The following is a 17,997-nucleotide window of genomic DNA, read 5'->3' as shown; positions in this document are numbered from 1 at the left end:
GTCCTCGCGTCGAACGACGAGGTGCTGTCCGGGATGGCCTGGCGGATGGTGGTGAGCCGGTGCCCCACCCGGTCGACGATTCCCCGTCGGAGAGCTCCCCCGGACCGGGAGCCCGGCCGGCGCCATCTCGTGGGACGACGGTCGAGCTGCCCGCCTTGCCGGAACTCCCACCGGACCGGATCACGACCGGCCGGCGTGGTGCGGGTGGAGGCGTTCGTGGCGGGCGGTGAGGTCAGGGGGCCACGATCAGGTCGACCAGGCTCTGACCCAGGGTGCGCACGCCCGGCTGGTCGAGCGGGTCGGTGCGGCGGTGGTGTTCGACGCTGGTCAGGCGCAGCAGCTTGGAGCCCTTGGCCAGGAACGCGGCGCAGTCCCAGACGGTCTTCGCGTCGGGGGCCAGGTGCTCTTCGACCGTCTCGGTGTAGTCGATCGCGCCCCGCCGCACGCAGAAGCCGAAGCGGTCGTCGACCATGGGTTTGGTCGAGGGGAAGGACTGCTCCTGGTAGAGCTGGCGGTTCAACCACGTCGGGTCCGGCTGGTGCGGGTAGCACTTGGTGATCGCGCGGGCCTGCTTGACGGCCTCACGGGCGGTGATGCCGTCGTAGACCGCGCTGTAGAGGGAGTAGTCGGCTGTGGTGCCGTCCGGGGCGGTCCACTGCCAGCGCTGGGTCCGGCCCGCCGTCGCCGGTGTCGCCGTCGCCGGTGTCGCCGTCGCCAGTTCCGGCACCAGCGCCGGGTCCGGGCACGAGACCAGCGGTTGCACTCCGAGCTCGGGCGCGCCCACCGGCGTCAGCCCCGCCGCCGCCGTCACGGTTTCCGGCAGCGCCAGCCTCTCCACCGCCGCCGCCGCGGTCGCCGACCGGTCCTCAGTGGGCGCCGGAGGCGACTCCGCCTGCGCTGAACACCCCGCCACCAGCACGACGGCACACGCCACCGCCACCACACCGCGCACGACGACCCCCCATGGTCACCCCGGAATCCGGCTACGGACTGTACGCAGCCACCGGCGATCACCGCGCACCCAGGTCCGCCGGTGCCGGCGAGCGACCATATGTGAACGCTCACTAGCGGCAGCGCCCAAGCCTGGCCATAAGTTGATCGTTGGCCGTCATCCCTTGACGGTGCCATATGTTAACGCTCACACTCCCGGTTGGTAAACGCTGGCTTTTCCTACGGCGGTGGAACTCAGAGTGGAGCACCCCTCATGACGACAGCGCAGCGGTCGGGCGGCAGACCCGGCCGACGGTGGATCAGCGCCCTGGTGGCCGCGGCTCTGCCGGTCACCCTCGGGGTCACGCTCTCCGCGGTGGCCGCCCCCAGCGCGGGGGCTGTCGAAGGAGAGACGTGGACGGACGACTTCGCCTCGACGGCGCTCCGGCCGGAGTGGGAGGTCGTCAACGAGGACCCGGGCGCCTGGTCGCTCCGCGACGGAGCACTGCGGGTCACCGGCCAGACCGGTGACACCTACCAGGCGGTGAACACCGCGCGGAACGTGTTCGTGGTGGACGTCCCGGCGGGCGACTTCACCGCAGAGGTGACCGTGCGGGCCCCGGTCGCGAAGACCTACCAGGGCGCCGGGCTGATCGCCTGGCAGGACATGGACAACTACGTCCGCTCGGGCCTGACCTACGTCGGCACGCTGGCACCGTCCGGGATCGCGATCGAGAACGACGTCGAGACCGCCGCGGTGTTCCGCGCCGAGCGGTTCGTCGACCGGCCCGGCTCGACCGGCGAGACGTTGCAGTTGCAGCGGGTCGGCGACACCATCACCACCCGGTACAAGAACGCCGCCGGCGCGTGGGTGGACGCCTCGTCCGTCACCGTCGCGTTCCGGACGACGCAGGTCGGCGTCTACGCCCTCGGCGCGCTCGACGGCACGGCGCTCGACGCCGCGTTCGACGACTTCCGGGTCACCGCCGCCGCGGGCCGCGACATCCAGCCGAGCGGCACGTTCTCGATGAAGGACACCGCGGGCTCCCACCTGGTCGAGACGGCGGCCGGACTGGCCCTCTCGCCCGAGCCGCCGCTGTCCACCCTGGTGTTCACCGCGGCCGCCCAGGCCGACGGCACGGTCCACCTGCGCACCGCCGAGGGCGACCGCCCGGTCGTCGTCACCGACGGCCGCCTCGCGCTCGGCCAGACCGGCGGCGCGGCCACGCCCGTGCGGCTGACCGACGCCGCGGGCGGCGAGCTGTTCCTGCGCGACGCCGACGGCACCGGCTACGCGGGCGGCGGCAACCCGCTCGCGTTCGGAGACAAAGCCTCCGCCGTCCGCTTCAAGCTGGCGCAGGTCAGCACGTCCGAGGCGGAGCTGGCCATCGACGGCGACGCGTCCGCCGCGCAGATCAGCGACACGATGTTCGGCATCTTCTACGAGGACATCAACTACGCGGCCGACGGCGGCCTCTACGCCGAGCTGGTCCGCAACCGGTCGTTCGAGTTCAACTCCTCGGACAACGCGAGCTTCACCGGCATGACCGGCTGGGAGGTCGTCAACGGCGGCGGCGCGGCCCCGCAAGCGCTGGTCGTCAACGACGACACCCGGCTCAACGCGCTGAACCGCAACCACTTCCGGCTGGTCGCCGACGGTCCCGGCGACGGCCTGCGCAACCTCGGCTACAACCGCGGCTTCGCGGTCAAGGCGGGCGCGAAGTACGACGCCTCGGTGTGGGCGCGCACGACGACCGCCCAGGACCTGGCCGTCCGCCTGCTCAGCGCGGACGGCGCGGTCACCTACGCCGAGGGCTCCGTGGCCGTGGACGGCTCGGACACCTGGAAGCAGTACCCGGTGACGCTGACCGCCACCGGCACGTCCGACGCCGCACGCCTGGTCGTCACGGCGGGCGCGGCCTCGACCGTCGGCCTCGACATGATCTCGGTCATGCCGCAGGACCGCTGGGTCGGCCCGGTCAACGGCAAGTCCGTGCTGCGCAAGGACCTGGCCGAGAAGATCGCCGCGATGAAGCCGAAGTTCCTGCGCTTCCCCGGCGGCTGCGTCACCAACGTCGGCACGTTCCGCACCTACGAGGAGAGCGGCTACACCGACCGCCGCCGCACCTACCAGTGGAAGGAGACCATCGGCGCGGTCGAGGAGCGGCCGACCAACTGGAACTTCTGGGGCTACAACCAGTCCTACGGCATCGGCTACCTCGAGTACTTCAAGTTCGCCGAGGACCTCGGCGCGGAGCCGCTGCCCGTGGTGTCGGTCGGCGCGAACGGGTGCGGCAGCACCATCCCCGAGATGAAGGACCCGGCGATGATCGCCCGCTGGGTCGACGACACGCTCGACCTCATCGAGTTCGCCAACGGTGACGTCACCACCGAGTGGGGCGCGAAGCGGGCCGCGCTCGGCCACCCGGAGCCGTTCGGGCTGGACATGATCGGCCTGGGCAACGAGGAGAACACCACGACCTTCGAGGCGAACTTCCCGGCCTTCCGGGACGCCATCGAGGCGCGGTACCCGGACATCACCATCATCTCCAACTCCGGCCCGGACGACGCGGGCGCGCGGTTCGACACCCTGTGGGACTTCAACCGCCGGCAGAACGTCGACATGGTCGACGAGCACTACTACAACGACCCCGACTGGTTCCTGCTGAACAACCACCGCTACGACACCTACGACCGCAACGGTCCGAAGGTGTTCCTGGGCGAGTACGCCTCGCGCGGCAACACGTTCTACAACGCCCTGGTCGAGGCGTCGTACATGACGGGCCTCCAGCGCAACGCCGACGTGGTCAGGCTGGCCTCCTACGCGCCGCTGCTGTCCAACGAGTCGTACGTGCAGTGGAACCCGGACGCCATCTGGTTCGACAACGACGAGTCCTGGAACACCCCCAACTGGGAGGTGCAGAAGATGTTCGGCGACAACGTCGGCGACGAGGTCGTGCCGAGCACCTTCACCGGCTCGGTCAACCAGTCGGTCGTCAACGGCGGCATCTTCCTGTCCACCTGGAACACCGCCGCCGCCTACGACAACGTGCGGGTGACGTCCAATGCCAACGGCGAGACCCTGTTCTCCGACGACTTCGCCAACGGTGACCAGTGGAACCCGGCCGCGGGCAGCTGGGCCGTCACCAACGGCCAGTACGTGCAGTCGTCGGCGACCACCACGGACGCGCGCAGCATCATCGACGACGCGTACGCGAAGGGCTGGACGAACTACACGCTGGAACTGGACGCCAAGAAGCTGTCCGGGGCCGAGGGCTTCCTGATCGGGTTCGGCGCCAAGGCCACCAACGACTTCTACTGGTGGAACCTCGGCGGCTGGAACAACACCCGCTCGGTGCTCCAGAAGGCTTCCGGCGGCAGCGCGGTCGAGGTCAAGTCCGTCGAGGGCCACAGCGTGGACACCGGCGCGACCTACCGCGTGAAGGTGGTCGTCGCGGGCAACACCATCTCGCTGTACCTCAACGGCGAGCTCCAGATGACCTACGAGTCGGGCGCGGACGAGAAGCTGTTCCAGGTCGTCACGCGGGACGAGGCCAGCGGTGACATCGTGGCCAAGGTGGTCAACACCTCGGCCGAGACGGTCCGCACGCGGGTCACGGTCGCGGACGCGGGCGTGCTGCCGGACGGCGAGGTCACCCAGATGACCGGCGCGCCCGGTGACACCAACACCAAGGCCGACCCGACCAACGTGGTGCCGACGACCCGGCGGATCGGCGGGCTGTCGAACGACTTCGGCTACGACTTCCCGGCGCACTCCATCACGTTCCTGCGGCTGCACACCGCGGACGGCGTCGCCCCGGTGGTCGACGACGTGACGGTGCGGGGCAGGACGGTCAACGGCTGGTACGGCGACCCGGTCACCGTGTCGGCGACGGCCACCGACGACCGCGAGCTCGACCGGGTCGAGTTCCGCGTCGACGGCGGCGCGTGGGCGGCCGGCACGGAGGTCCGGGTCGGCGGCGACGGTCAGCACACCGTGGAGGTCCGCGCCGTGGACGCGGCCGGCAACGTCGGCGCGGTCCGGCCGGTGACGTTCGGCATCGACAGCGCCGCGCCGGTCTCCAACGCCACCGTGGACGGCGCCGCGCGCACCGTCGCGGTCCGCGCCGCGGACTCCGGCGTCGGCGTCGACCGGATCGAGACGCAGGTGGGCACGGCCGACTGGCAGCCCTACACGGCCCCGGTCGTGGTCGGGGACGCCGAGACCGCCGTGCGGTTCCGCGCGGTCGACCGGCTGGGCAACACCGAGGAGCCCGGGACGGTCGTGGTGCCCGCGAAGCAGGCGCAGCTGAAGTCGACCACGACGACGGTGACGCCGTCGAAGCCGAAGGTCGATCAGGGCACCGTCGTCCCGCTGACCGTGCAGGTCGGCACGTCCGGCGGCACGACGCCGACCGGCGAGGTCCGGCTGCTGGGGTCGTCCGGGCCGCTGGCGTCGGCGACGCTGACCGGCGGGACCGCCAGGCTGTCCCTCGACACCAGCGGCTTGAGCGTCGGCGAGCACACCCTGGTGGTGCGCTACGTCGGCGACGGCAAGCACAGCCCTTCACAGACCAGCGTGGTCGTGCGGGTCACCAAGCCGAGGAGAGGGTGATCAAAGTGAAGATCGCAATGCGCAAACGGCCCACCCTCGCGCTGCTGGGCGCCGCGCTGCTGGCGGGCGGGCTCACCGCCCTGCCCGCCCAGGCAGCCGAGCCGTCGGGCGTCGTGGCCACCGGGTCGACGGCGCAGGAGGCCGTGGACGCCGTCACCCTGACCGACGCGGGCGGGGTGCGGGGCAACCTGACCCTTCCCGCGACCGCGGCCAACGGCGCGACGCTGGCGTGGCGGTCGAGCGACGAGGGCGTGGTGACCGCCACCGGTGAGGTCACCCGGCCCGCGCGGGGCGGCGAACCGGTGACGGTGGACCTGACCGTCACCGCCACGCTGGGCGGCGGCACGGCGACCCGCACGATCCCGGTCACCGTGCTCCCGATGCCCGCCCCGGCGGCCCACGAGGCGTACTTCTTCCCGTACTTCGTCGGGGAGAGCACCGACGACGGCGAGAAGATCTACTTCGCCGCGTCGAAGGGCAACGACCCGTTGTCCTGGGACGAGCTGAACAACGGTCGTCCCGTGCTCACCTCGACCATGGGGGAGAAGGGCCTGCGCGACCCGTTCCTCATCCGGTCGCACGAGGGCGACAAGTTCTACCTGCTGGCGACCGACCTGAAGATCTTCGGCGGCAACAACTTCAGCGAGGCGCAGGAGTCCGGCAGCAAGCACCTGATGGTGTGGGAGTCCACCGACCTGGTGCACTGGTCGGAGCAGCGGATGATCAAGGTGTCGTCCGACTTCGCGGGCAACACCTGGGCGCCCGAGGCGTTCTACGACGAGGCGTCGGGCAACTACGTCGTCTACTGGGCGTCGAACCTGTACCCGACGACCGACGTCACCTCCCGCGACTTCCGGACCTCCTACAACCGGATGATGTACGCGACCACGCGCGACTTCCGCACGTTCAGCGAGGCGAAGCCGTGGGTGGACGTCAAGCGGGGCACCGGTCTCGGCATGATCGACGCGACCGTGGTGCGCGACGGTGACACCTTCTACCGGTTCATCAAGGACGAGGCGTCCATGACGGTCCGGCAGGAGAAGTCGGCGGACCTGATGGCCCCGGTCACCGGGGCGCTGCCGACCACGACGTCCTCGCCGTGGTCGCTGGTGCGCGAGCGCATCGGCGTCGGCCAGCCCAACCCGTGGGGCGGGACGTTCACCGGCGGCGAGGGTCCGACGGTGTTCCGCGACAACGCGGTGCCCGGGCGCTGGCACATGCTGATCGACCAGCCGAGCTACCACGGCGGCCAGGGGTACCTGGCGTTCCGGACCGACGACATCGCCTCCGGTGTCTGGACGTCGGTCCCGGGCGCGGCGCTGCCGCGCAGCCCGCGGCACGGCACGGTCATCCCGATCAGCCAGGCCGAGCTGGACGCGCTGCGCGCGGCGATGCAGCCGAACCTGCTGGCGAAGTCGGTGGCGTCGGTGTCGGTGCGCACCCGCGCGGGTGTGGCCCCGGTGCTGCCGTCCACCGTGGACGTCACCTACGCGGACGGCTCGACCCGGGCGACCGCGGTCGACTGGGCCGACGTGGACCCGCAGCGGTACGGGACCTGGGGTTCGTTCCAGGTCGAGGGCACGCTGGTGGGCCAGGTGGTCCGGCCGACCCTGACCGTGATCGTGACCGACGGCCAGGACCCGGCGGTGTCGTTGAGCACGACGCCCGCGGCGCCGAACGGCGACTGGTTCACGTCCCCGGTCGAGGTGCGGGCCGTGGGCACCGACGAGACCGGGGTCCGGTCCACCGAGATCGCGGTGGACGGGGCGTGGGGGACCACCGACGTGGTGACGCTGACCGACGGCCGGCACACCGTGCAGGCGCGGGCGACCGACGTGACCGGGAACGTGTCCGCCCCGGTGACCCGCGAGTTCAACGTGGACACGCAGGCCCCGGTCAGCCGGGCCTCGTGGAGCACCGCGGCCCGGTCGGTGACCATCGCGGCCGCGGACGACACGTCCGGTGTCGCGCGGGTCGAGTACCAGGTGGGTGATTCGGCGTGGGCGACCTACACGTCCCCGCTGGCGTTCGGCGACGTCGCCGCGACGGTGCGGTACCGGGCCGTCGACCGCGCGGGTCTCGTGGAGCAGGTCAACACGATCTCCGTGCCGCGCGCGACCCTCGACCCGAGCACGACCAGCGCCACCCTCAGCCGGGACGCGGTCAGGCTGGGCGGGGACGTGGCCGCGCGGGTCGAGGTGAGGGGTGGGCCGTTCGCCCCGACGGGCACCGTCCGGATCATCTCCGGCGGTGACCTGGAGGTGGGTCGCGCGACCCTGGTGAACGGACGTGCCACCGTCGCCATCGACACCGCCGCGCTCGGCGCCGGTCGGTGGCAGCTGACCGTGGTCTACGACGGTGACGCCAACCACGTCCAGTCGTCCACGACGGTCGCGCTGAAGGTCAACAAGCGCTAGTCGCGCGCGGAAGCGGTCGTCCCGGCCCGGTGCCGGGGCGACCGCTTCCCGTTCGTGCGGTCAGTCCCGGTAGAAGTGCTGCGGGGCGCTGCACACCTTGCTGTCGGTGCCGTGCCAGCAGACCGTGATCTTGGTCCGGTCGAAGCCGCCCACCCGGTCCGGGTCGCCGAGTCCGAACTGGTACCCGCGCGTGCCGCTGGACACCGTGCGAGTGGTGCTGTCGATCTTGGTGGCGCCGGCGTACGCCTCGAAGTAGGCCGTCACGTACCCGGACGTGTACTCGTTGGCCACCGTGCCGCTGATGGTCGTGGTCCGGTTGCCCCAGACGATCGTGCCGTAGGTGTAGCCGTAACACCCGGCGGTGTCGGGCACGCACACGCTGAAGAAGTCGTCGGCCCACGCGGCCTCGGCCTGGGCGGACGCCGCCGGCGCCCCGACGACCGCCCCCAAGGTCAACGCCAGTGCGACGGCCGCGACCACGCGTCGAATGCTGATCATGTGATTCCCCTCGTCCACGGGATCTCCCGTCCCGCTTCCGACCGTCGCAGGGGCTGCTAACAAGTCGCTCATCAGCTCCTCACCGCAGAACCGCCCACGCAGGTCAGGTGGCACCGGTCGGCGGCTTCCCGCCGAGTCCGTGCAGGGCGGTGAGGTGTCGGTCGTCGGCGATGACGAAGACCTCGCCGACGGCGGGGTGGCCGAGGATGTGGACGTGGGCGTCGGCCGCGGTCTCCCGCCTTCGCGGGTCACCCCGGTCGTCGACGGCCTGTCGCGGCACGGCGCGGTGCGCGAGGAGCGGCACGACCACGTCCCGCGGAGTTGTGGCCGGCCCTCGACCGGACCATCGCCGGGCTCGCGGACGTGTAGGCCGGGAGGTCTCCGCGGTAGCTAGACGGGGCCGTCCGGCAGGGCGGACGTCCGCGACGCCGAGCCGGAGAGGGTGTCGAGCAGGTGCGTGAGCGTGCGGCGGTCGTCCACGCGCAGCCGGTCCGTGAACGGCGTGAGGGCGGCGCGGACCTCTTCCTGGAGCCGGTCCGCCAGGTCGCTGCCGGCCGGGGTGATGGACACGTCGACCACGCGGCGGTCCTCCGGTGACTTGCCCCGCGTCACGAGCCCCCGGCGCTCGGCCCGTTCGACGAGGCCGGACAGCGTGGACTTGTCCAGGCCCAGGAACGCCGCCAGGTCGGTCATCCGCGGCCGGCGGTCGCGCAGCAGGCCGAGCAGCCGCAGCTGGGTCAGGGACAGGTCGTGCTCCGCGCCGATGCGGGTGAGCACGGCCATCACCCGGAAGGACGTCCGGACGAGGGCGTCCTCGAGCGCGTCGTCGGCGGTCATGCCGTGATCGTACTTGACATGGTTTGTACTACCAACCATCCTGGAAGTAGTTGGTAGTACAAACCAAACTCGAGGAGACGCCGTGTACGCCGCCGTTGTCACCGGTCACGACACCCCGCCGCAGTACCGCGAGCACCCCACCCCCGTCGCCGAGGAGCGGGACGGGATGGTCGTGCAGGTCCTCGCGGCCGGCCTGCACCGCCTGGTCCGGGCCCGGGCCACCGGCGCGCACTACAGCGCCACCGGCACGTTCCCGCTCGTCCCCGGCGTGGACGGCGTCGTGCGCGACCGGCAGGGCACCCTCCGCTACGCGGTGCTGGAGGGCGGCGACCTGGGCACGTTCGCCGAGTGGACGGTGATCGACCCCCGCCGCAGCGTGGTGCTGCCGGACGACGTGGACCCGGTGCGCATCGCCGCGGCGATGAACCCGGCGATGTCGTCCTGGGTCGCCCTGCGCCGCCGCATCGGGTTCCGGCCGGGTCGGAGCGTCCTCGTGCTCGGGGCCACCGGCGCCGCCGGGCGGATGGCGGTGCAGATCGCCAAGCGGTTCGGCGCGTCGCGCGTGATCGCCGCCGGACGCGACGCCGGTCGGCTCGCCGCGCTGACCGACCTGGGCGCGGACGAGGCGGTGACGTTCGACCAGGCGCAGCGGGCCGCCGACGTCGACGTCGTGCTCGACTACGTGTGGGGTGAGCCGGCGGCCCGGGCGATGGCCGCGATGGTCACCGCCCGCCGCGACCGCGGCGCCCCGCTGGACTGGGTCCAGATCGGCTCCGTCGCCGGCGGGACGCTGCCGCTGGACTCCGCGCTGCTGCGCGCGTCCCGGCTGCAACTGCACGGCAGCGGCATCGGTTCGGTCCCGGGCCGGGACTTCGTCGCCGAGCTGCCGGACCTCGCCGTCGCCGTGCACACCGGCGCGATCGACGTGCGGGTGCGGCCCGTGCCCCTGGCCCTCGTCGCCGAGACCTGGGGCGAGGAGGCGGACGACCGGATCGTCTACGTCCCGTAGCGCGCCGCCGACCCCCGGCGGGGTCAGTGGTGGGCGATCACGTGGGCGGGCACCTGCTCGGCGCGGCCCTGGCCCACCGCTCCGACGACCCGGAGCGGGCCCGACGGTCAGGCCCGGCCGAAGAGCCGCCGTTCCAGCACGACGCTCAGCCTCGGGTACAGGCGCGGGAACAGCCGGGCGACCACGTCGGCCAGCTTCGCGTCGGTGCCCACGCGGACGCGCGGCGACCCGGCCTCGACGCCGTTCACGACGATGCGCGCGGCCTGGTCGGCGGGCATCCGCAACAGCTTCGCGTCGTAGGCGCGGACGCGGGCCTCCTGCTGCGGCGTCAGCTCCAAGCCCTGCGCCCGTGCCTCGGCCTCGGTCGCGCGGGCGATGTTGGTCCGCACGCCGCCGGGGTGGACGGCGGTGACCCGCACCGGGTGGCCGGCGGCCAGCATCTCGGTGCGCAGCGCCTCGGTGAAGCCGCGCACGCCGAACTTGCTCGCGCAGTACGCGGTCAGCGTGGGTTGGGCGAAGTAGCCGTTGAGGCTGGAGACGTTGACCACGTGCCCGTCGCCGGACGCGATCAGGTGCGGCAGGAACGCCTTCGTGCCGTGGATGACGCCGAAGAGGTTGACCCGCAGGACGCGGTCGTACACGTCCCAGTCCGACTCCAGCGCGGTGCGGCCGCCCCCGGCGATGCCCGCGTTGTTGTAGACCTGGTGCACCACGCCGAAGTGCTCGGCGACGGTGGCCGCGTAGGTCTCGACGGCCGCGCGGTCGCCGACGTCGAGGTGCGCGGCGTGCACGGCGACACCGAGCGCCTCGACCCGCTCGGCGGTCTCGGCCAGGCCGGCGTCGTCGACGTCCGACAGCGCCGGCCGCGCGCCGCGCCGTGCCAGTTCGAGCGCCAGCGCCCGGCCGATGCCGGACCCCGCACCCGTGACGACGGCGACCTTGCCCCGGACGCTGCTCATCGGTCGTCTCCTGTCGTTCGCGCGGACGCGGTGGCCGCGAGGCGGTCGTGCGACGAGGTCAGGTGGAGCTCCGGGTCGACCACGCTGTCGGCCCGGAGCAGCTTGACGTCCTCGGCGTACTCCATCGAGGTCAGCCACGGCATCCGGTCGCCCTGCCGGGGCAGGTGGGCGACGGCGCGCCGGATGTAGCCCGCGGCGAAGTCGAGGAACGGCCGCGTCGGCATGCCCGGGTCGGCGACCACCGGCCGGGCCGTGTCCAGGCCGCGCTCGTCCATGTGCCGCAGCAGCCGCACGAAGTGCTCGCAGAGCAGTCCGACCTTCAACGTCCAGGACGAGGTCGTGTAGCCGATCGAGTAGGCCAGGTTGGGCACGCCGGACAGCATCATCCCCTTGTAGGCCACGGTGTCCGACAGCGTCACGGGCTCGCCGTCGACGGTGATCGCCACCCCGCCGAACGCCTGCACGGTCAGCCCGGTCGCGGTGATCACCACGTCGGCCGCCAGGTGCTCGCCCGACGCCAACCGGATGCCGGTCTCGTCGAACGTCGTGATCCGGTCGGTGACGACGGACGCCGTGCCCGCGCGGAGGGCGCGGAACAGGTCACCGTCGGGCACGACGCACAGCCGCTGGTCCCACGGGTCGTAGGGCGGGGTGAAGTGCTTGTCCACGTCGAACCCCGCCGGCAGCTGCCTGGCGTTGATCCAGCGGATCACCTTGCGCGCGGCCCTCGGGTGCTTCCGGCAGAACCGGTAGACGGCGCGTTGCTGCGCGATGTTCTTGCGGCGGGTGAGCGCGTGCCCCCGCTCGTCGCCGAACCACTTCCGCAGCAGGGCGGCCACCTTGTCCTCGCGCGGCACCGGCAGGATGTAGGTGGGCGAGCGTTGCAGCATCGTCACGTGCGCCGCGGTGCCGGCGATGGCGGGCACGATCGTCACGGCGGTGGCGCCGCTGCCCACGACGACGACGCGCTGCCCGGTCAGGTCGAGGTCGTCGGGCCAGTGCTGCGGGTGCACGACCCGGCCGCGGAAGCGGTCACGGCCCTCGAACGCCGGCGTGAAACCCTCGTCGTAGCGGTAGTAGCCGCCGGCGCAGAACACCCAGCCGGCGGTCAGCCGCAGGCGTTCGCCGGTGTCGGTGCGCTCGACGTCGACGGTCCAGCGGGCGTCCTCGCCGGCCCAGGACACGGCCAGGACCTTGTGGTGGTAGCGGATCCGCTCGTCCAGGCCGTTCTCGGTGGCCGTCTCCCGGAGGTAGGACAGGATCTTCGGTGCGTCGGCGATCGACTCGCGGTCCCGCCACGGCTTGAACTCGTAGCCGAAGGTGGACAGGTCGGAGTCCGAGCGGATGCCGGGGTAGCGGAACAGGTCCCAGGTGCCGCCCGAGGCGCCCCGGGCCTCCAGGATCGCGAAGCTCTTCGCGGGCAGCGCGGTGGCGAGGTAGCGCCCGGCGCCGATGCCGGAGATCCCGGCGCCGACGATCAGCACGTCGAGGTGTTCGACCGGTGCCTGCGTGGGGGTCACTGTGCGACTCCGTCCTGACTCGCGTGCGGCTGCCCATCACCATCCGTGGTCGTGACCGTCCTCGGCAAGGGCGGGCTGCACCTGTTCGAGGACGTGCTGGTGCAGAATGCTGCGATGACGTCCGACTGGCCCGAGGTGTCGCCGCGCGTGCGGGAGCTGCTGCGCCGCGGCGCGGAGGTGGCGCTCAACCCGCGCGCGGAGTGGATCGAGGAGCTGCACCACGCCTCGCTGGGGTCCGAGCGGATGCGGCCGGTCGCCGAGGACCCCGTGCTCGCGGTGGGCACCCGGCAGGCGAACCTGGCCAACCTGCTGCACTGGGCTGCGGCCAACGTGCAGCGGCCGGGGGAGCGGGTGCCCGCGAACCTGGGCGCGGAAGTCCTCGAAGCCGCGCGCGACCTCGTGCGCCGAGGGCTCGACCAGGGCGGTCTGGACGCCTACCGCCGGGGGCAGGCCGTGGCGTGGCGGCGGTGGATGGAGATCTGCTTCGAGCTGACCGGTGACGCGCAGGAGCTGCGCGAGCTGCTCGACGTCTCGTCGGTGTCGATCTCCACGTTCATCGAGGACACGGTGGCCGCGGTCAGCGACCGGATGGCGGCCGAGCGGGAGGACCTGACCCGCGGCGGCCACGCCGAGCGGCGGGCGGCGGTCACGTTGCTGCTGGAGGGCGCGCCCATCAGCCGGGCCCGCGCCGAGGGCCAGCTCGGCTACCGCCTGTCCGGGCCGCACACCGCGGCCATCGTCTGGAGCACGTCCACGTCGGCGTTCGACCGGCTGGAGGAAGCCGCCGAGGCCCTGGTGCGGGCCAGTGGCGCGACGCACCGCCTGACGATCGTGGCGAGCGCGGCGGCGCTGTGGCTGTGGCTGCCCGTCGGCACGACACCCGACGTCGGCCGGCTCGCCGTGCACGAGGACGTGCGGGTCGCCGTGGGCCGGCCGGGCGCGGAGGTCGACGGGTTCCGCCGCAGCCACCTCGACGCGGCCGTCACCCAGCGCATGCTGACCCGGCTGACGTCACCGCAGCGGGTGGCGCGCTACGAGGACGTGCAGCTCGTCGCCCTGCTCACGGCCGACCCGACCCAGACCGACGAGTTCCTCGCCGACACGCTGGGGGACCTGCTGCACGCCGACGCCGAGACGCGCGAGGTGGTGGCCACCTACGTCCGCGAGCAGTGCAGCACCACCAGGACCGCCGAACGGCTCTACACCCACCGCAACACGGTCCTGCGCCGCCTGGCCCGCGCCGACCGGCTGCTGCCCCGGCCGCTGGCCGAGAACGTCGTCGGGGTCGCCGCCGCCCTCGAAGTGCTGCGCTGGCGCGGCGCGGTGTGACGGCGCCGAGGCGGCCGTGCGGGTGGGGTCACCGCGCCCGGCCGCCTCGGCGTCCGGTCAGGCGTTGGCGACCGTCCAGGTGAACGTGGCCTGGCTGGGCGAGCCCGCGCCGTCGCTGGCGGACACCGTGACGGTGTAGGTGCCCGCGGTGGTCGGCGTGCCCGAGATGACGCCGGTGCCCGCCGCGATGCCCAGCCCCGGCGGCAGGCCGGTGGCGGAGTACGTCAGCGGCTCGGCGTTGCCGTCCCACGCCTGGATCGCCAGGCTCGTCGCCTGCCAGCGGACCGCCGTGCGCGGCCCCGGGTTGGCGACCCGCTCCGGGAACTCCGCGCCGGCCAGGTAGTTGTCGATGGCCGTGCGCAGGTTCGGCAGCGGGCCGATCTCCAGCGCGCCGCTCTGCGGGGTGCCGGTGGCGATCAGGATCTCGCGCGCCTGGGCGGGGGTCAGCGTCTGCCCGTTCGCCTCGGCCACGCTGAGCAGCGACGCCAGCGCGGACGCCACGATCGGCGACGCGCTCGACGTGCCGTTGAAACCGGCGGTGTACTTGTCGTTCGCGCCCGTCCCGTACAGCGCGCCGTAGCCGGTGGTGGTGACGCACTCGCCCCAGCCCTGCACGTCCACCCGGCTGCCGTAGTTGGAGAAGCTCAGCTTGGTGCGGGGCGTGCCGGTGCAGCCCGGCGCGGAGCCGGCGCCGACGATGATCGCGCCGGAGTCCGGCTTGTCGTCCGGGAACCGGGAGCCGAAGCACGGGTCGTCGAGGCTCTGGTTGCCGTTGCCGCCGGCCTCCACGACGTGCCGCCCGGACTGCACCACGGTGACGATCGCGTCGTACACCGCGGGCCACACCTCCATCGGCGCGTAGTTGGCGCACTGGGAGACCTGCTGCTCGATGATGAGCACGTCACCGGCGTTCACGCCCGCCGCCGCGATCAGCAGCGAGTTGGCCAGGTCGTAGCCCACCTCGTAGTTGACCACGTTGGTGTAGTGCAGCCCCGCCTCGGGGACCAGGCCGGTCACGCCGAACCCGTTGTCGTCCGCGCCGACCACGCCGGTGACGGCGGTGCCGTGGTCGATGCTGGTGGGCGTGAAGTTCGGCGTGCCGTTGGCGATGAGCGCGCCGGGCAGCCGCATCTTGGACAGGTCCTCGTGCTGCGGGTTCCAGTTCCGCTCCAGGTCGACGACCTTGACGTGGCCGCCCTTGCCGCCCGGGACGGTGCGCGCGTAGTCGGCGTCGATGCCGCTGCTGCTCGCCGGGTCCGAGTAGCCCTGCTGGCCGGAGAAGTCCGGCGTGACCGCGTCGACGGCGTCCGCCTGCGGGAAGGCGATCTCCACGCCGGGCAACGCGGACAGCTCCTGCGCCGCGGCCTTCGCGTCGACGCCCGCGGCGAGCTGGACCCGGTGCCACCGGTCCAGCCCCGGCGACGACGACTGGGCGCCCATCGGCCGCAGTCTGCTCAGCTTCTCGTCCAGGCGCGTGAACAGCGGCGTGATCTTCGCGATCTCGCGGTCGGACAACGCGTGCCGCACCGCGGCGACACCGGCGCCGGCGGACAGCTTCACCTCGATGACGGCGCCCGGTTCGGCCGTCGCGGTGGCGGCGGGCGCGGACAGGGCCGAGGCCCCCGCGCTCGCCAGGAGCGCGACGGCCAGCAATGACAACGGTTTCTTGCGCACGGAGTTACCCCTTCGTCAGCACGACAAGCGGCGAGGGTTCGGGGAACGGTCGAGGATTCGCGCTGACGCGCGCGAAAGTCCCCGCGCATCGGCGATGCGCGGAGAAGCCTTCGTGGACAAACCCCCAGTGGTGCCCCCCAGCACTTCCACTTCAGCGCACTTCGGCGTCGTTGTCCAGCGCCGGCGATCAAATACGCCGTTCAGCCCAACGTCGTGGAGCCACAAGGGAAATCGGGTTGCGGTGCGGTCGTCAGAGGTACCGCGCGCCGGTCAGTTCCCCGGCCGCCGCCCAGAACCGCGCGCCGACGACGGGATCGGTCGCCTCCCGGCTCAGCCGGGCCTCGGCGACGCGACCGCGGGTTTCCCAGAGGCTGGACGGCCCGAAGAACCGCCCGCCCCGCACACCGGGCTCGGTGGCGGCGTGCAGCTGCGGCAGCGCGCCTCGTTCCACGGGCTGGGTGGCCACCAGGCCGAGCCGCGCGATCACCCGCCCCGGCCGGCCGCGGTGCTCCCAGGCCCGCGGCGTGAGGTTGGTGCGGGTGAGGCCGGGGTGGGCCAGCACGCTGAGGACCGGTGACCCGGCGGCGCGCAGCCGGCGGTCGAGCTCGACGCCGAAGACCGTGGTGGCGAGCTTCGACCGGCCGTAGGCCGCCGCGGCCCGGTAGCCGTGCTCGAACATCAGGTCGTCGAAGTCGAGGCGCGCGGTCTTGTGCGTGATCGAGCTGAGGCTGACCACGCGGGCCTCGCGCGCGGCGGCGAGGTTGTCCAGCAGCAGGCCGGTCAGGGCGAAGTGGCCCAGCGCGTTGGTGGCCAGGTGCAGCTCGAAGCCGTCGGCGGAGGTGCGGCGCGGTCCGAGCAGGACCACGCCGGCGTTGTTGACCAGCAGGTCGAGCACCGGGTGGTCCGCGGCCAGCTCCCCGGCGAACGCGCGCACCGAGTCGAGGGACGCCAGGTCCAGCTCGCGCACCTCGACGTCCCCGCCCATCTGCCGGGCGGCCCGTTCCCCGGCTCCGGTGTCGCGCACGGCGAGCACGACGTGGGCGCCGCGGCGGGCGAGCTCGGTGGCGGTGACCAGGCCGAGGCCCGAGTTCGCGCCGGTCACGACGGCGACCCGGCCGTGCTGGTCGGGGATGCGGTCGGCGGTCCATCCGGTCATGTGGTCGCTCCCTGGAGAGTGGTCGAAGGCGTTGTGCCGGCGACGCTAGGAGCGATCGCGGTGAGTTCGGTCGGACTCGGTTGCCCAGGTCTGCCGTGCCTACCTTCGGCGTCCCGCGGCACGGCACACTCGTGGCATGGGCAGTCGTCATCCGCACGCTCGTGAGCTCGGTGATTTCCTGCGCGCCCGGCGCGGCCGGCTGCGGCCGCACGACGTCGGCCTGGAGCCGGGCGGGCGGCGCAAGGTGGCCGGGTTGCGGCGCGAGGAGCTGGCGCTGCTGGCCGGGTTGAGCACCGACTACTACCAGCGGATCGAGCAGGGCCGGGAGGTGCGGCCGTCCGACGACGTCCTGGACGCGCTGGCCGGCGCGCTCGGCCTCGACGACGCGGAGCGGCAGCACCTGTTCGCCCTGGCCCACGCCGCCCGCCGACCCGCGGCCGGCCGGCCGGACCGCCCCGCGGAACGCGTCCCGGACCGCACGCGACGGCTGCTGCGGGTGATGGACACGCCGGCGGTCGTGCTCGGCAGGCACCTCGACCTGCTCGACTGGAACCCGATGGCGGAGGCGCTGCTCGGCGCGCCCGGCGACCACCCGCGCGAGCGGCTGAACATGCTCCTGCTGCTGTTCGACGACGCGCTGACCGGAGGGCGGAGCTGCCCGGACTGGGAGCGACAGGCCCTGGACTACATCGGCATGATGCGGGCGGCCGTCGCCGCCGACCCGACCCACCCGCGCGCCACCGCGGTCGTCGGCGAGCTGAGCATCCGCAGCGCCGAGTTCCGGCGGCTGTGGGCGCGGCACGACGTGCGCCGGTCGGTCAGCGGCACCAAGGCGTTCCGGGTGCCCGAGGTGGGTGACGTCGTGCTGGACTGGGACACGTACCCGCTGCCCGGTGATCCCGGTCCGGTCGTGCTGGTCTTCACCGCCGAGCCCGGCAGCGCCGACGCGGACCGGTTGCGGCTGCTGGCGTCGCTGCACGCGACCCGATCGGCGTCCGGGCACCGGTGACGTCCACAGTGGAGTGAGGACGGCCCGCCCGGGGTGGGCGGGCC

13 protein-coding genes are annotated in these 17,997 nt (G+C 72.7%); 5 read left to right on the top strand and 8 right to left on the bottom strand.

Annotated features, from left to right (window positions below; all coding sequences use genetic code 11):
* Positions 1–232 precede the first annotated feature (232 nt).
* On the bottom strand, positions 233–952 hold the full coding sequence (locus ACIQMJ_RS19325) for a hypothetical protein (protein ID WP_499762342.1): 720 nt from the start codon (positions 950–952) through the stop codon (positions 233–235).
* Between the two features lie 252 nt (positions 953–1,204).
* Here ACIQMJ_RS19325 and ACIQMJ_RS19320 point away from each other — a divergent pair, with 252 nt between their 5' ends.
* Positions 1,205–5,545, top strand: a complete 4,341-nt coding sequence (locus ACIQMJ_RS19320) for an alpha-L-arabinofuranosidase family protein (protein WP_499762341.1) — start codon at positions 1,205–1,207, stop codon at positions 5,543–5,545.
* 5 nt (positions 5,546–5,550) lie between these two features.
* Positions 5,551–7,962 carry an OmpL47-type beta-barrel domain-containing protein gene (locus ACIQMJ_RS19315; RefSeq protein WP_499762340.1) on the top strand — a complete coding sequence of 804 codons (2,412 nt, stop codon included), beginning with the start codon at positions 5,551–5,553 and terminating at the stop codon, positions 7,960–7,962.
* A 60-nt stretch (positions 7,963–8,022) separates the two neighbouring features.
* On the opposite strand, the gene ACIQMJ_RS19310 is transcribed toward ACIQMJ_RS19315, so the two are convergent.
* The 3 genes from ACIQMJ_RS19310 to ACIQMJ_RS19300 all read right to left on the bottom strand — a co-directional run bounded on the left by ACIQMJ_RS19310 (position 8,023) and on the right by ACIQMJ_RS19300 (position 9,297).
* The gene (locus ACIQMJ_RS19310) at positions 8,023–8,460 is read right to left on the bottom strand and encodes a hypothetical protein (protein WP_499762339.1); all 438 of its coding nucleotides are present in this window, start codon (positions 8,458–8,460) and stop codon (positions 8,023–8,025) included.
* Positions 8,461–8,563: 103 nt separating this feature from the next.
* The gene (locus ACIQMJ_RS19305) at positions 8,564–8,770 is read right to left on the bottom strand and encodes a hypothetical protein (protein ID WP_499762338.1); all 207 of its coding nucleotides are present in this window, start codon (positions 8,768–8,770) and stop codon (positions 8,564–8,566) included.
* Between the two features lie 80 nt (positions 8,771–8,850).
* Entirely contained in the window at positions 8,851–9,297 is a 447-nt protein-coding gene (locus ACIQMJ_RS19300) for a MarR family winged helix-turn-helix transcriptional regulator (RefSeq protein WP_499762337.1), read from the bottom strand.
* Between the two features lie 82 nt (positions 9,298–9,379).
* Here ACIQMJ_RS19300 and ACIQMJ_RS19295 point away from each other — a divergent pair, with 82 nt between their 5' ends.
* Positions 9,380–10,306, top strand: a complete 927-nt coding sequence (locus tag ACIQMJ_RS19295) for a quinone oxidoreductase family protein (RefSeq protein ID WP_499762336.1) — start codon at positions 9,380–9,382, stop codon at positions 10,304–10,306.
* Between the two features lie 107 nt (positions 10,307–10,413).
* Here ACIQMJ_RS19295 and ACIQMJ_RS19290 read toward each other — a convergent pair whose 3' ends face one another.
* Together ACIQMJ_RS19290 and ACIQMJ_RS19285 are read right to left on the bottom strand one after the other, a co-directional pair.
* Positions 10,414–11,265: an SDR family NAD(P)-dependent oxidoreductase gene (locus ACIQMJ_RS19290; RefSeq protein WP_499762335.1), complete on the bottom strand. Its 852-nt coding sequence runs from the start codon at positions 11,263–11,265 to the stop codon at positions 10,414–10,416.
* On the bottom strand, positions 11,262–12,785 hold the full coding sequence (locus ACIQMJ_RS19285) for a flavin-containing monooxygenase (RefSeq protein WP_499762334.1): 1,524 nt from the start codon (positions 12,783–12,785) through the stop codon (positions 11,262–11,264). The genes ACIQMJ_RS19290 and ACIQMJ_RS19285 overlap by 4 nt, the downstream gene beginning before the upstream one ends.
* Positions 12,786–12,836: 51 nt before the next feature.
* Between ACIQMJ_RS19285 and ACIQMJ_RS19280 the strand changes: the two genes are divergently transcribed.
* Positions 12,837–14,114 carry a PucR family transcriptional regulator gene (locus ACIQMJ_RS19280; protein WP_499762333.1) on the top strand — a complete coding sequence of 426 codons (1,278 nt, stop codon included), beginning with the start codon at positions 12,837–12,839 and terminating at the stop codon, positions 14,112–14,114.
* A gap of 57 nt (positions 14,115–14,171) precedes the next feature.
* Here the strand turns inward: ACIQMJ_RS19280 and ACIQMJ_RS19275 are convergent, their stop codons facing one another.
* Both ACIQMJ_RS19275 and ACIQMJ_RS19270 read right to left on the bottom strand, forming a co-directional pair.
* A complete protein-coding gene (locus ACIQMJ_RS19275; protein WP_499762332.1) occupies positions 14,172–15,788 on the bottom strand; it encodes a S8 family serine peptidase in 1,617 nt (538 codons plus the stop codon).
* Positions 15,789–16,038: 250 nt separating this feature from the next.
* Positions 16,039–16,944: an oxidoreductase gene (locus ACIQMJ_RS19270; RefSeq protein ID WP_499762331.1), complete on the bottom strand. Its 906-nt coding sequence runs from the start codon at positions 16,942–16,944 to the stop codon at positions 16,039–16,041.
* A gap of 136 nt (positions 16,945–17,080) precedes the next feature.
* Here ACIQMJ_RS19270 and ACIQMJ_RS19265 point away from each other — a divergent pair, with 136 nt between their 5' ends.
* Positions 17,081–17,953: a helix-turn-helix transcriptional regulator gene (locus ACIQMJ_RS19265; protein WP_499762330.1), complete on the top strand. Its 873-nt coding sequence runs from the start codon at positions 17,081–17,083 to the stop codon at positions 17,951–17,953.
* Positions 17,954–17,997: the final 44 nt, after the last annotated feature.

The organism is Actinosynnema sp. NPDC091369 (genome assembly GCF_044757065.1).
Taxonomy (GTDB): Bacteria; Actinomycetota; Actinomycetes; order Mycobacteriales; family Pseudonocardiaceae; genus Actinosynnema.
This window is presented reverse-complemented; position numbering and strand designations above follow the sequence as displayed.